Source organism: Celeribacter sp. ULVN23_4 (genome assembly GCF_054788345.1).
In genome coordinates, this window is the sequence record NZ_JBTVYO010000009.1 from 20,408 (window position 1) to 34,141 (window position 13,734).

Sequence of the window (13,734 nt, forward strand, 5' to 3'; positions counted from 1 at the left end):
CGGTTCAGTGTATTGCGCCGGTTATTCCGCAGCGACTTTTTCGGGTTTGATCAACCATTCCTTGCCGCGCAGCATCGCCTTCCAATAGATCGGCGGCAGCAGTTGGGCTTTCAAAATCCAAGCCCGGCGGGTCGGTTTCGTGCCATCGAGCAGCCATTTCGGGAAAGACGGCATAAGCGCGCCGCCATAGCCGAACTCGGCCAGAACGATCTTGCCCTTCTCCACCGTCAGCGGGCACGAACCGTACCCGTTGTACCCGGCCTGAGGCCCTTTACCGTCGATATCTGCGGCGACGTTCTCGGCGACGATTGCGGCCTGCATCCGCGCGGCGGCAGCGGTTTTCGCGTTCGGCGCGTTGGTCACATCCCCCAGCGACCAGATGTTGTCATATGACGCGTGGCGCAGCGTGCTCTGATCCACATCCACCCAACCGGCGGCATCCACCAGCGGCGAGACCTTGATGAAATCCGGTGCGCTTTGTGGCGGCACTACATGGATCATATCGAAATCGACCGTCACTTCCGTGGGCTCGCTGTCCGGCTTGGACACCGTGAAAGTGGCTTTCTTCGCCGGGCCGTCGATGGATTTGAGATTATGGAAGAAATTCAGATGTGCGCCGTACCGCTCGACATATGTCTCGAGCGCCGGAACGTATTCCTTCACGCCAAAGAGCACACCGCCCGCGTTCATGAATTGGATGTCGATATCGCCCAGAACCCCGGCCTCTTCCCAGGTGTTCGCGGACAGATACATCGCCTTTTGCGGCGCGCCCGCGCATTTGATCGGCATCGGCGGCTGCGTAAAGATCGCTTTGCCGCCCTTCAACCCTTTGACCAACTCCCAAGTGTAAGGCGCGAGGTCATAGCGGTAGTTCGAGGTCACGCCGTTCTTGCCGAGCGTCTCGACCAGCCCCTCGACCTTGTCCCAATCGAGCTTCAACCCCGGACAGACGATCAGACGGTCGTATTTCACCACCCGGCAACCATCGAGAATGACAGCATTGTTCTTTGGCTCAAAGGCTGCAACAGCCGATTGGAGCCAGTGCACCCCGCGCGGGATAAGAGACCCCATCGTCTTCGCTGTGGTCGAGGGCTCGAACACACCCGCGCCGACCATCGTCCAGCCCGGCTGGTAGTAATGGATCGCTGCCGGGTCGATGATCGCGATATCGAGATCTCTCTTGCGCGATTTGAGCGAGGCCGCCACGGCCACACCCGCGGCGCCACCACCGACGATGACCACATCGTGGTGCGCGTCTTCCACGTAATCCGTGGGTGTCACGCCGCCGTTGGCAATGCGGCGCGCCACGCCGGTCATGTCATAGCCCGCAGCCTTGGTGGCCGCGAGAATATCGACCACGGATTTTTCCTTGGCCATCGCCAGCGACCAAAGCGTCGTCGTGCGCGTGCCCGAGCGGCAGAACCCGAAAACCGGCCCCGGCAATTCGGTCAGCGCCCGGCGAAAGGCAACGGCCGTCTCTTCCTTCACCATGCCCGGCGTCACCGGCAGGTAGAGAAATTCGAGACCGGCCTCCTGCGCCGCGCGCTCCATCTCATCATGGCTCGGCTGATCCGCCGCTTCCCCGTCCGGGCGGTTGCAGATCACCGCACGAAAACCACGGCGCTTCAGCTTTGCCATGTCCTCGGGCTGGATCTGACCGGAAACCGACAGGCCGTCCGTGATCTTCTTGATTTGCATTTGTGCGTCTCCTCACTTCGAGGACACCCCCTGTGGGGCGTGTCCCGTATACCTTGTGCCCTTTTTGGGCTTTGTGGTGGACGGGACAGAGACGCTAGACCGTCTTAGCCCGCCAGATAGGGTCTCAGACCCTGCATGTCATAGCCTGCGCCCGCCGCCTGAGAGATAATCTCTTCCGGGTCCAGCAGCCCCGCTTGGGACAAGGCCCACACGGTGGTCGAACGGGTGCCGGATCGGCAATAGGCGAAGACCGGCCCGGTTTCCTCAGCAAACACCCGAGCGGTTTCTGTGATCAGCTCTTCCGGGAACTGACCCGGGAAAACCGGAAAATAGGCAAAATTGAGCCCTGCTTCTTTCGCCGCTTTTTCCATGACCTCCGACGACATCTCCGGCCCCACTTCCGGGTCCGGACGGTTGCAGATCAGCGTTTTGAACCCTTTTTCTGCGAGGATCGCGATGTCCTCCGGGGTGATCTGTCCGCTGACCGTCAGGCCGTCGTTGATTTTGTTGAATTCCATGTCCGTCTCCTGATGTACGTGGGACCGGCTGGCCCCACGCGTCAGAGGACGTGTTCAGAGACCGTTCACCGGAACTTTCAGGAAAGTCTTACCGTCCTGATCCGGCGGCGGCAATTCACCTGCGCGCATATTCACCTGTAAGGAGGGAATAATCAGGCGCGGCATGGCAAGTTGCGCGTCGCGTTCGGTGCGGAATTTGACGAAATCCTCTTTCGACTTGCCGCCGCCGACGTGAATGTTGTGCTCTTTCTCCGCACCCACGGTGGTTTCCCACGCGATATCACGGCCATTCGGACCGTAGTCGTGGCACATGAACAGACGCATGTCATCCGGCAGGGCCAGCACTTTCTGAATCGAGTCGTAGAGCACGCCCGCATCACCGCCCGGGAAGTCGGCACGGGCCGAGCCGCCATCGGGCATGAACAACGTGTCGCCTGTGAAGGTCGCGTCCCCCATCACATGCACCATGCACGCGGGCGTGTGGCCCGGCGTGTGCATGGCAAAGCAATGTATGGAGCCAACGTCATAGGTATCGCCGTCTTTGAACAGGCGGTCGAACTGGGAGCCGTCACGCTGGAATTCAGTGCCTTCGTTGAACACTTTGCCGAAGGTTTCCTGCACCGTGACGATATGCTCGCCGATGCCGATTTTGCCCCCGAGCTTGTCCTGAATATAGGGCGCGGCGGAAAGGTGGTCGGCGTGGACATGGGTTTCGATCAGCCATTCGACCTTCAGGTCATTGTCCTGAACGTATTTGATGATCTCGTCGGCGCTTTCATAGGTGATACGGCCTGCGGCGTAATCAATGTCCATGACGCTGTCGACGACAGCACAGGCATTGGAGGCCGGATCTTTCACAACATAGGAAATTGTCCAAGTCGCCGGATCGAAAAAGGCTTTGACCTCGGGCTTTGCCGACAGATCGACGGGATAATTGGAACCCATTTTAGTTCTCCTCTACATTTCTATCGCGTCGCGGCAAGCCTGCCGCACGCATGTTTCCTTTTCATGTCGGGCGGCGTGCCCGACGGAAGTCCGACACAAGTCCGACAGTTTGCCGACCGCGATTTAAGCCCTGTTGAGGCTCCGTTTCGCGCTCAGCTTCATCATGAATTTGGCGGCGAAAATACCGGCCACCAATGCGACAAAAAACACCCATACATCCGGGTCCAACGTCCCAAGCGCGGGCAAAGCCCCGCCCGGACAGAACCCCGCGATGCCCCAGCCCACGCCAAAGACCAAAGCGCCGCCCACAAGTTTCGCGTCGATGATACGAGAGCTGGGGACTATGAACTGCGGCTCGAAGGCCGGGGTGTCATAGCGTTTGAACACCAATCGATAGCCGAAGAAACTCACCACAAGCGCCCCGCCCATCACGAACATCAAAGACGGATCCCAAGCCCCGAAGAAGTCGAAGAAATTCAGAACTTTCGCCGGGTTGGCCATGCCGGACATGGAGATGCCCAGACCAAAGATCAGCCCGATCACATAGGTCACGATCAGTTTCATCTCACACACCTCCGATCACATGGCGAATGACGTAGACCGTCACCGCCGTCGAGAACATGAAGCTCAGCGTCGCAACGATGGAGCGCGGCGACAGGCGCGCCATGCCGCAGACGCCGTGCCCCGAGGTGCAACCAGACCCGTAGGTCACGCCGATCCCGACGATGAACCCGCCGACGATCAGCGCCAGTTTCGACACCGGCACATCGACATGCGGGAAATGCCCGGCAAACAGCGCAAACACCAAAGGCCCCGTCGCCATTCCCGCCAAAAGCACAGCCCGCCAAGCCCAATCCGACGAGTTCGCCGGGCTCAGAAATCCTGCAAGGATACCGGTCGCCCCAAAGATACGCCCTTGAAAAGCCATCAAAAGTACGGCCGCCGAGCCGATCAGAATTCCACCAAGCGCCGAGACCAATGGGGTGAATTCGGTGGCTATAAACTCCGAATTCATACGCTGCGCCCTCCCTTTGGGAGGCTTGTGAAAGCCCATCGTGTCATTGTGCGTTTCCTTTTATCTGCGGTTCTCCCGCTTTGATCTATTAGTACGCGAGCGCACGCAGCGCTGTCGGTGAGTTTGTCACAAAGCCCATGAGAAATGGCGCCTCTCGCTCAAAAGGCGCGCCAAGAAGTCCGGGCATATCTTCCCCCAACTAAGTCATCCGCTTGATAAATCACAAGAAGCATCAAATACTCTTTGCATGGTCACGGATGTCGTAAACGCATTGGGAGGTGTTGGCCTTTTCCTCTTCGGGATGATCTGGCTGACAAGGGGGCTCAGAGACTTGGCAGGGCAAGCTTTGCGGCGCGCTCTGGCCAAATTCACGCGCACGCCCCTGAGCGGCGCGATGACCGGGGCTGTGACCACGGCGCTGGTGCAATCCTCAAGCGCCACCACCGTCACCGCCGTCGGTTTCGTCAGCGCGGGGCTTCTGACCTTCCCGCAAGCGCTCGGCATCATCTTCGGAGCCAATATCGGCACGACCGTCACCGGATGGATCACAGCGATCCTCGGCTTCAAACTGGATTTGGGGCAGATCACCCTGCCCCTCGTCTTCCTCGGCGCGATGGCCCATCTGTTCGGCGGCCCGCGTCTTAAATCCGCTGGCACGGCGCTCGCAGGGTTCGCGTTATTGTTCCTTGGCATCGAGGTGATGAAGTCTAGCCTCGCCAGTTTCGAAGGCTTGGTCACTCCCTCTGACTTCCCGCAAGACACTGTTTTCGGGCGTTTAACCCTCATCCTCATCGGTGCGGCGATCACCATCGTCACGCAATCCTCCAGCGCGGGCGTTGCCACCGCTTTGGCAGTCCTCGGCGCAGGCGCGATCAATTTACCGCAGGCGATGGCCATGGTGATTGGCATGGATGTCGGGACAACTGTGACCGCCGCCCTCGCCACGTTGGGCGGCTCCACCGCCGCGCGGCGCACCGGTCTGTCGCATGTGATCTACAACATTCTGACCGCCACGATGGCATTCTTTCTGCTCACCCCCTACAGCGCCCTGATCGCCCTGCCCGCATTCCAGATGGACGCGCAAATCGCGCTGGTGGCGTTTCACACCGGGTTCAACATTCTGGGCGTTATTCTTATCCTGCCCTTCACCCGTCCCTTCGCCAATCTCGTCACCTTTCTCGTTCGGGCCAAGGGGCCAACGCTCACCCGTGGACTTGGCAAAGAGCTTCTCCGCGATCCCGATCTCGCCTTTGAGGCGGCCCAATCGACGCTTACCGCGCTGGTCAAAGCGCAGTTCAGCTATCTCGCCCACCGGATCACCCGCCCTGATATGACGCGCGAAGATGAGGCGCAGTTGCGCCGTCTGCGCGAGGCGCTCACAGAACTTCGCACCTATGTCGACGCCATTCCGAAAACACCGGGCGACGCCCGAAAAGCCGCACAACGGGCGTCGATCCTGCATATTCTGGATCATCTGAGCCGTTTGCTGTTCCGCTGCACTCAAACCCCGCGCCTGTCCGCCTTGTCGAAAGATCACAAACTGCGACGGTTGAGTCGCGTCTTGGCACAGATCGCAGCAGACAGCGACACGATAGACAGTCTCAGCGCCTCGGAAAGCCGTCTTAAAAAACTTCGGCATCTGATGCAGGACCAACGGGAGCTGTTCCGCCTGCACACGATGGAGCAAACGCCCGAGTTTGGCCTTTCCGCTGAGGACATGGGACTACGCCTCGACGCCATGCGTTGGTTGCACCGCGTGAGCTACCACCTGTGGCGGATCACCTATCACATGCTGAAACTACAGGAAGACCGCGCCCCGGCATCTGCGGGACGCGAGGCAGCGATCGATGTTCTGACAGATTAAGTCTGATGCTTTGAGCTATTCGCCCAATGCGTTATGCGCCCTGCGCGTTATTCGCCCTGAGCGTCCGCACGGGATTTACCCGCCACGTCCATCGCAAGCGTCGCCGCCATGAACTTGTCGAGATCGCCGTCGAGCACGCCTTGCGTGTCGGACGTCTCGTAGTTCGTGCGCAGGTCTTTCACCATCTGATACGGCTGGAGCACATAGGAGCGGATCTGGTTGCCCCAACCCGCAGAACCCTTATTCTCATGCGCCTCGTTGATCGCGGCGGAGCGGCGTTCCAGCTCCATCTGATAGAGGCGCGATTTCAGGGCTTTCATCGCGATATCACGGTTCTGGTGCTGCGACTTCTCGGAGGAGGTCACAACGATACCTGTCGGATTGTGCGTGATCCGCACCGCCGAGTCCGTCGTGTTCACGTGCTGACCGCCCGCGCCCGAAGAGCGATAGGTGTCGATGCGGATATCAGCCGGGTTCACCTCGATCTCGATATTGTCGTCCACCACCGGATAGACCCAAACGGAGGCGAAAGACGTCTCACGCGTGCCTTTGCCAAAGGGCGAAATCCGCACCAGACGGTGCACACCGCTCTCGGACTTCAGCCAGCCATAAGCATTGTGGCCGGAAATTTTGTACGCGACGGATTTGATCCCGGCTTCGGAGCCCGCTTCCTCAGATTGAAGCTCGACCGTGTAGCCTTTCTTCTCGGCCCAACGCACATACATCCGCTGCAGCATGGAGGCCCAGTCACAGGCCTCCGTCCCGCCCGCACCGGCGTTGATTTCGAGGAAGGTATCATTGGCGTCGGCCTCACCATCGAGAAGCGCTTCCAGCTCTTTTGCGGCGGCGGTCACTTCAAGCGCCTTGAGCGCCGCTTCGGCTTCCGCAACGACCTCGTCGTCCTCTTCCATCTCGCCAAGCTCGATCAGCTCGACATTGTCTTTCATCTCGGTCTCAAGCGAGGTCGCGGATTTCATCGCGTCCATCAGCATCTGACGGTCACGCATGAGTTTTTGCGCGCGCTCGGGATCGTCCCACAGGGTCGGATCCTCGATCATCGCATTGAACTCTTCCATCCGATGCGGCGCAGTTTCCCAGTCCATACGCTGTTTCAACAACGCCACGGATTTTTCGATCTTGGCCACGGTATTCTGAATTTCAGCGCGCACGGGAAGTCACCTGTTTCCGGTCTTATAAAGTTCGCAGAGGAATACGCGCCCGTGCCCAAAGACACAAGGGGGCAAGACATCCGAAAGCCCCTCTGCATGTATGAGAACGGGCGCATAAAAGCGCCCGCCGTCAACCTTTGATCAATAAAGCCCGCCCGAAGACAGCGAATTGATATCCGCCTTGTCGGGCACGGTCACCGTCCGTCCGGTCGAGGTCTGCACCTCGCGCGTGCCGTCGCCGTTGCCGATGGCCTCATCCACCAGCGGCAGGTTGGAGCCCATGGCGAAACCGCCGTCATAGGTCAGACCGAAGATCGGCTCTTCGCCATCGCGGAAGTATTCCGCTACCACGTTTGGGCCGGACGCATCATCGCCAAGACGTGCGCCGGTGTAGCGGTCGATCTTGATGAAGTGGCCGCCCGGCGGAACTTTGAATTTGCCGCCACCGTATTTCTTCACCGCTTCCTGCATGAAGCTGTTGAACACCGGGCCGCAATAGCCGCCGCCCGACGCCCCACGCATCGCGCGCGGCGTGTCATAACCAATGTAGCAGCCCGCCACGATGTTGGAGGTGAAGCCCATGAACCAGGCGTCCTTACCGTCATTCGTGGTCCCGGTTTTGCCCGCGACCGGCACCGGCAGGTTCACTTTGCCCGCTGCGGTCCCGCGCTGCACCACGCCCTGCATCATCGAGGTCAGTTGATAGGCCGTGATCGCATTCATCATCCGCTCGCGGTTCGACACGATGGTCGGCGCAACGCCGTCCGGCAGGTCTTCAGTATCACATTGTTCACAGATGCGCTGATCATGCCGGTAAATCGTCCGGCCAAAGCGGTCCTGCACCCGGTCGACAAGCGTCGGCTCCACCCGCTCGCCGCCATTGGCGAACATGGCGTAGGCGGAGACCATCTTGAACACGGTGGTTTCCTCGGCCCCGAGCGCGGAGGCGAGATATTGCCCCATGTGGTCATAGACCCCGAATTTCTCGGCATAACGCGCCACGGTGTCCATGCCGACCTCTTGCGCGAGGCGGATGGTCATCAGGTTCCGCGATTGCTCGATCCCGGTTCTGAGTGGCGTCGGGCCATAGAATTTGTTCGAGGCGTTCTTCGGACGCCAAACACCTTGCGGCGTGTTGATCTCGATCGGCGCGTCCACGACGATGGTCGCGGGAGTAAAGCCGCTGTCGAGCGCTGCCGCATAGACGAAGGGTTTGAAGCTGGAGCCCGGCTGGCGCGTCGCTTGCGTGGCGCGGTTGAACACAGAATGCTCGTAGGAGAACCCGCCCTGCATCGCGATCACGCGGCCCGTGTTGACATCCATCGCAACGAAAGCGCCCTCGACCTCCGGCACCTGACGGAGCGACCAGCGGATCAGATCGCCCTCGCCGTTGTCACCAGATGTCATCCGGCGGATATGCACCACATCGCCGCGCGTGAAATTGTCTTTGAACGAGCCTTTCATCCATTTGATGTCTTCGCGCGGCACAGAAACTTCGCCCACGCCATCCTCGACCATCACGGTGATCTCGCTGTCGCCAACAGAATTCACCGCACCGACGTACCATTTGCCGTCGAGCGTGATGTCCCGCGCCACACGAATTTCACCCAGAGCCTTCTCCCAGCTGCCATCATCCAACGTCGCCGGATCAATAGTCTCGCCCGTCCCGCGCCAGACACCTTTGCCGCGATCAAGCTCTTCGAGACGACGTTGCAGCGAATGCGCGGCAACGGTCTGCATCTCCGGGTCCATCGTCGCACGGATCGACAGGCCGCCTTCGAAGAATTCCTCTTCGCCGAAGTCCTTCGACAGCTGGCGGCGGATTTCGTCGGTGAAATAATCGCGCGGCGGAAGGCTCTCGCGGTAGGACGGGTAATCTCCGGTCTGAACCGTCTTGATCGGATTCTCGCGCGCGGTCTCGTATTGCTCCTGCGTCAGATAGCCGTTCTCATACATCTCGCGCAGCACGTAGTTCCGACGCTGCAGCGCGCCGTCATAGTTCTTCGCCGGGTTGTAGGAATACGGCGCTTTCGGGTGGATCGCGAGGAAGGCAGCTTCCTCGGGGGCCAGTTCCGACAGGGATTTGTTGAAATAGCTCTGCGCCGCCGCCGTCACACCGAAAGAGCGCACACCGAGGTCGATCTCGTTGAGATAAAGCCCGAGGATTTGGTCTTTGGTCAGCGTTTGTTCGAGACGGGTCGCGAGGATCAGCTCCTTGATCTTGCGTTCAGCGGAGCGTTCAGACGACAGCAGGAAGTTCTTCATCACCTGTTGGGTGATCGTCGAGGCCCCGCGCAGCGGACCGCCGCGGGCCGCCGTGATCGCCGCAGAGGCCATACCGCGCAAGTCATAGCCGTGGTGGTGGTAGAAGTTCTTGTCCTCGGCGGAGATGAACGCGTCCTTCACCAGATCCGGGATTTCCTCCGGCGGCGTGTAGAGACGGCGCTCTTTCGCGAATTCATCGATGATCTTGCCTTCGCCCGAATAGATGCGGGAGATCGTCGGCGGCTGATACTGCGCCAGCGCCTCATGGTTCGGCAGATCGCGCCCGTACATCCAGAAGATGCCACCTATGACGACAGCCAACAGGAACAACCCCGTGGTAATCCACGAAAAAATCGTCCCAAAGAAAGAAAGGATGAATCTGAGCACTGAGCTGTCCTGTGATCGTTCCCACACCGATGCGCCCCGCTGACTCGCAGTCCGGGGCTCATATACAGCCCTCCTTATACAGGCTCGCGCCCATGGTCAAAACATCCCCCGCGCAAATGTGAGCAGAAAGACGCCGCCCGTGAACAGCCCCGCTTGTCGCGCTGCGCGGACAGGCCTATGTCCCTGAATATGAAACCCGAAGACATTCTTCCCACCTATGAACGTCAGGCCCGTGCTTTTGATATCGCGCGTGCGAAAACCCTGTTTGAGCGCCCCTGGCTCGACCGGATGATGGGGTATACGCCCCAGACTGACGGCAAGCGTCATGTGCTCGATCTGGGCTGTGGCTCGGGACGTCCGATTGCGCAATACCTCTCGGACCGGCGGTGTGAGGTGACGGGCGTCGATGGGGCCGCGGCTATGGTGGCATTGTTTCAACAGAACCTGCCGCGCGCACGCGCCATCCATGCCGACATGCGCGGGCTCGATCTGGGCGAAACCTTTGACGCCGTGATCGCTTGGGACAGTTTCTTCCACCTCTCCGCCGAGGATCAGCGCGCGATGTTCGCGACCTTTGCCATACATCTCAACCCGCGCGGCACTCTGTTGTTCACTTCGGGCCCGGACGCAGGAGAAGAGATCGGGCATGTCGAGCATGAAACCGTGTATCACGCCTCTCTGTCCCCTGATGAATATCAGAAACTGATGGCCGATCAGGGGCTTGAAGTCATCGCCTTCACCCCGGAAGACCCGAAGTGCACCGGTCATACGGTCTGGCTCGCTCAGAAGTCTGGCTGACGCCGCCCCTTTCCCGAATGTTTTTCGACTTGCCCTCAGCTTCGGATTTCCTTAGGTCATAATGTTACGTTATTACATTACGTATGTCGGGCCAGATTTCAGCATCGAGCAAGACAAAACCAAAAAGGAAAGACCCAGATGCAAAAAACATCTTTCGCACTCGTCGCAGCCCTCACCGCAACGCTGAGCTTTACAGCTCAGGCGCATGCCGAAACGCACAACCATGATCATGATCACGAACATGAGCACACCCATGAACATGCGCATGACGATCAAATCTACAAAGGCTATTTCGAAGACAGCCAGATCGCGGATCGCCCGCTTACCGATTGGGAGGGCGCATGGCGCTCCGTCTACCCGCTTCTGATCGAGGGCAAACTGGCCCCGGTGATGGAGCACAAGGCCGAACACAGCGACAAAAGTGCCGACGATTACACCGCATATTATGCCACGGGGTACGCCACCGACGTGGACAAGATCGACATTTCAGGCGACACGGTCACCTTCCACCAAGGCGCGTCTGAGACCGTCGCGGAGTACGGCTATGACGGCTATGAGGTTCTGACCTACTCCAAGGGCAATCGCGGCGTGCGCTTCATTTTCGAAAAGGTTTCGGGAGATGAAGACGCCCCCGAGTTCATCCAGTTTAGCGACCACGGCATCTTCCCGTCGAAGGCAAATCACTATCACCTCTTCTGGGGCAATGACCGCGCGAAGGTTCTCGAAGAGCTGAGCAACTGGCCGACCTATTACCCGGCCGAACGGACGGATGACGAGATCGTCGCCGACATGCTGGCACACTAAAAGACATGTATGGGGCGGATCACACCGCCCCATTTTCTCGCCGTGTCATGGGGGGGGGGCAGCCCCCTAGACAGGCAAATACTTCGATTAAGCGCGATCACTTCCTGAGTTTATCCCGCAGAGAAATCTCATCCTCTTTCCACGCAAACAAGGCATCGCGAATGGCCCAAGCGGCTTTCGTCCGCCATGCCTGATCGACCAGTTTCGCGCGGTCCTTGGCCGATGACAGGAAGCCAAGCTCGATCAGGACAGAGGGAATATCAGGCGCCTTGAGCACCGAGAACCCGGCCTCAAGATGCGGGCGTTTGTGCATGCCGACGCTCTCTTCGAGCTGTGTCACCAGATGATCGGCGAGACGGTCCGTGCGCGGCGTATTCTCCGTGCGAGCCATGTCCATCAGCACCGTCGCAATCACATCGTCCTGCCCCGTCAGGTCTACGCCTGCAAGCAAATCGGCACGATCATGGCGCTCCGCCAGCTTTTGCGAAGCCGCATCCGTCGCACGGTCCGCGAGCGTGTAAATCGTCGCCCCTTCGGCACGGCCCTCGGCAATCGCATCGGCATGGATCGAAAGAAACACATCCGCCCCCGCCTCGCGCGCCAATGTCAGACGGGTTTCCAACGGCACAAACACGTCATCATTGCGCGTCAGCGTGACCTCAAAGCCCCCAGCCCGGTTCAGCACATCCTGCAATTCGCGCGCGAACATCAGGGTCAGGTCTTTTTCTCGGACGCCACCCCGTTCCGCCCCCGGATCAATGCCGCCATGTCCGGGATCGAGCACCACGCGCAGCGGCCCGTCGCCAAACGCATGCACCGGCGCCGCTTTCGGCGTCTCACCCGCGGACGGGCGCACCAATTGCGCATCCGGAGGCGTGCCCGCGCCCAAAGCAAATTCATCGGAGGCCGTCGGGTCGAGGTTGAGCGTCAGAACCGCCCCCTTGTCGTCGCGGCTCATCTCCGCATGAACCAGCGCGTAAGGGTTCGCGAGATCAAGCACCATGCGCGACCAGCCAGGGGTGAACCCACCGACGCGCACAGCCGAAATGCCTTCTGCCGTGTCGAACTCCGATGTGTCGAACCCGGTCCAATCCACCTCGGAAAAATCGACCACCATGCGGCGCGGATCATCGAGGGTGAAGATGCGGAACGGCACCGGCTGGCTCAGGTGCAGCTGCATCTCGATACTGTCGCCCAGATCGACCAGCGCCGAGGCCGAACTCTCCGCACGCGCCAGCGCCGTGAGCCCCTGTGCCCCTTGCGTCCCCTGCATTCCCTGCGCGTCTGCCCGTGCCGCCAAGAGGCCGCAGACCAACAAAACAGCCAGTACCAGTTTCAAAACAACAGCCCGCATCGCGCCCTCAAGTCTTATTTTGCGCTAGAAATACCACGTCTGCGCCCAAAAACCAGCCATAGGCTAAGGATATATCTCTGAACGGCTTCAAACGGTTGACCACGCACCGCCCGAACCGCAGGTTTCCCAAAGGTAAACACAACAGGACCGACACGCCCCAATGCGTTTTTTGATTTCGAGCTTGCTCACCGCCCTCCTTATCACACCTGCCGTTGCAGACCCGCTTCCGGAAAAATGGCAATCGCGCCGCGAGGCGATGAACAAACTCGGCGACGCGGCCTGCACCGGAGATACGGAGTCTCTCGACAAACTCATGGACGCGCTTAAAGACGGCGATCCTGTCGCCATGAACGAAGTCCGATGGCTCTATCAAGAGGAAGACTGCGAAAGCGAAGAGACCAAACAATGGCGCACATTGGCTGCGGCCAGCTATACGGTCACAGCGGCCGAAATGGGCTATCCCATCGCTGCATCGAACCTTGCCGGTTGTATGATCTGGGACCAATGCGACGGCATTCCGCACGATGTCGAAACCGGCCTCTACTTTGCAGCACTCGCGATCAGCGGCGGTTACGGTTTGGCCGCCTACAACCTCGGCATGCAACTGACCGAAGGCAGTATCCTTGAGCCAAACCTCGAAATCGCCAAAATTCTTCTGAACATCGCGATACTGGAGGGGGTTGATCGCAGCAAGACCGACAGGCTCGACACCGCGTGGAACAAAGCCATGAATGGAGAGACGCTTGCAACGCCAGCCTTGGACCTCTCCCCAGAGAAACAACGCATTCTCTTCGCCCAAGTTGGCTACCAAGCGCTCATCGAGCATTATTATGAGTCAGTGGTCGCCGAAGGGAGCATTCTGAATTACGAGCCGCCGGAACCCGGAAGCTTGGATTTTCTATGGGCGGACTGACGCT

Annotated in this window: 12 protein-coding genes; 4 read left to right on the top strand and 8 right to left on the bottom strand. The window is 59.5% G+C overall.

The window, feature by feature from the left end:
• Positions 1-21 precede the first annotated feature (21 nt).
• The 5 genes from ACYBHZ_RS16675 to ACYBHZ_RS16695 form a co-directional block, all read right to left on the bottom strand.
• Positions 22-1,698 (bottom strand): bifunctional protein tyrosine phosphatase family protein/NAD(P)/FAD-dependent oxidoreductase, encoded by a 1,677-nt coding sequence (locus ACYBHZ_RS16675; RefSeq protein ID WP_460275430.1) that lies wholly within the window; start codon positions 1,696-1,698, stop codon positions 22-24.
• Between the two features lie 104 nt (positions 1,699-1,802).
• On the bottom strand, positions 1,803-2,216 hold the full coding sequence (locus ACYBHZ_RS16680) for a protein tyrosine phosphatase family protein (protein WP_460275431.1): 414 nt from the start codon (positions 2,214-2,216) through the stop codon (positions 1,803-1,805).
• A 54-nt stretch (positions 2,217-2,270) separates the two neighbouring features.
• Complete coding sequence (locus ACYBHZ_RS16685) at positions 2,271-3,161, bottom strand: MBL fold metallo-hydrolase (protein WP_460275432.1); 891 nt, start codon at positions 3,159-3,161, stop codon at positions 2,271-2,273.
• 123 nt (positions 3,162-3,284) lie between these two features.
• Complete coding sequence (locus ACYBHZ_RS16690; protein ID WP_460275433.1) at positions 3,285-3,725, bottom strand: DUF6691 family protein; 441 nt, start codon at positions 3,723-3,725, stop codon at positions 3,285-3,287.
• 1 nt (position 3,726) lies between these two features.
• Positions 3,727-4,215, bottom strand: a complete 489-nt coding sequence (locus tag ACYBHZ_RS16695) for a YeeE/YedE family protein (protein ID WP_460275434.1) — start codon at positions 4,213-4,215, stop codon at positions 3,727-3,729.
• A gap of 208 nt (positions 4,216-4,423) precedes the next feature.
• On the opposite strand from ACYBHZ_RS16695, the gene ACYBHZ_RS16700 reads away from it, so the two are divergent.
• Positions 4,424-6,040: a Na/Pi cotransporter family protein gene (locus tag ACYBHZ_RS16700; RefSeq protein ID WP_460275435.1), complete on the top strand. Its 1,617-nt coding sequence runs from the start codon at positions 4,424-4,426 to the stop codon at positions 6,038-6,040.
• Positions 6,041-6,087: 47 nt separating this feature from the next.
• Here ACYBHZ_RS16700 and prfB read toward each other — a convergent pair whose 3' ends face one another.
• Both prfB and ACYBHZ_RS16710 read right to left on the bottom strand, forming a co-directional pair.
• Positions 6,088-7,209, bottom strand: coding sequence for a peptide chain release factor 2 (gene prfB, locus ACYBHZ_RS16705; RefSeq protein WP_460275436.1), 1,122 nt, complete (start codon positions 7,207-7,209; stop codon positions 6,088-6,090).
• Positions 7,210-7,350: 141 nt separating this feature from the next.
• Positions 7,351-9,861 carry a penicillin-binding protein 1A gene (locus ACYBHZ_RS16710; protein WP_460275437.1) on the bottom strand — a complete coding sequence of 837 codons (2,511 nt, stop codon included), beginning with the start codon at positions 9,859-9,861 and terminating at the stop codon, positions 7,351-7,353.
• Positions 9,862-10,038: 177 nt separating this feature from the next.
• Here ACYBHZ_RS16710 and ACYBHZ_RS16715 point away from each other — a divergent pair, with 177 nt between their 5' ends.
• Together ACYBHZ_RS16715 and ACYBHZ_RS16720 are read left to right on the top strand one after the other, a co-directional pair.
• The gene (locus tag ACYBHZ_RS16715) at positions 10,039-10,659 is read left to right on the top strand and encodes a methyltransferase domain-containing protein (protein WP_460275438.1); all 621 of its coding nucleotides are present in this window, start codon (positions 10,039-10,041) and stop codon (positions 10,657-10,659) included.
• A 138-nt stretch (positions 10,660-10,797) separates the two neighbouring features.
• Complete coding sequence (locus tag ACYBHZ_RS16720; RefSeq protein WP_460275439.1) at positions 10,798-11,463, top strand: ZinT family metal-binding protein; 666 nt, start codon at positions 10,798-10,800, stop codon at positions 11,461-11,463.
• Positions 11,464-11,560: 97 nt separating this feature from the next.
• On the opposite strand, the gene ACYBHZ_RS16725 is transcribed toward ACYBHZ_RS16720, so the two are convergent.
• Entirely contained in the window at positions 11,561-12,817 is a 1,257-nt protein-coding gene (locus tag ACYBHZ_RS16725; protein WP_460275440.1) for an N-acetylmuramoyl-L-alanine amidase, read from the bottom strand.
• Positions 12,818-12,977: 160 nt separating this feature from the next.
• On the opposite strand from ACYBHZ_RS16725, the gene ACYBHZ_RS16730 reads away from it, so the two are divergent.
• Positions 12,978-13,730: an SEL1-like repeat protein gene (locus ACYBHZ_RS16730; RefSeq protein ID WP_460275441.1), complete on the top strand. Its 753-nt coding sequence runs from the start codon at positions 12,978-12,980 to the stop codon at positions 13,728-13,730.
• Positions 13,731-13,734 lie beyond the last annotated feature (4 nt).

Coding starts and splice junctions, on each gene's coding strand:
- ACYBHZ_RS16700 (WP_460275435.1), top strand. CDS start 4,424: ATGGTCACGGATGTCGTAAACGCATTGGGAGGTGTTGGCCTTTTCCTC.
- ACYBHZ_RS16675 (WP_460275430.1), bottom strand. CDS start 1,698: ATGCAAATCAAGAAGATCACGGACGGCCTGTCGGTTTCCGGTCAGATC.
- ACYBHZ_RS16720 (WP_460275439.1), top strand. CDS start 10,798: ATGCAAAAAACATCTTTCGCACTCGTCGCAGCCCTCACCGCAACGCTG.
- ACYBHZ_RS16725 (WP_460275440.1), bottom strand. CDS start 12,817: ATGCGGGCTGTTGTTTTGAAACTGGTACTGGCTGTTTTGTTGGTCTGC.
- ACYBHZ_RS16690 (WP_460275433.1), bottom strand. CDS start 3,725: ATGAAACTGATCGTGACCTATGTGATCGGGCTGATCTTTGGTCTGGGC.
- ACYBHZ_RS16685 (WP_460275432.1), bottom strand. CDS start 3,161: ATGGGTTCCAATTATCCCGTCGATCTGTCGGCAAAGCCCGAGGTCAAA.
- ACYBHZ_RS16715 (WP_460275438.1), top strand. CDS start 10,039: ATGTCCCTGAATATGAAACCCGAAGACATTCTTCCCACCTATGAACGT.
- ACYBHZ_RS16695 (WP_460275434.1), bottom strand. CDS start 4,215: ATGGGCTTTCACAAGCCTCCCAAAGGGAGGGCGCAGCGTATGAATTCG.
- ACYBHZ_RS16680 (WP_460275431.1), bottom strand. CDS start 2,216: ATGGAATTCAACAAAATCAACGACGGCCTGACGGTCAGCGGACAGATC.
- ACYBHZ_RS16730 (WP_460275441.1), top strand. CDS start 12,978: ATGCGTTTTTTGATTTCGAGCTTGCTCACCGCCCTCCTTATCACACCT.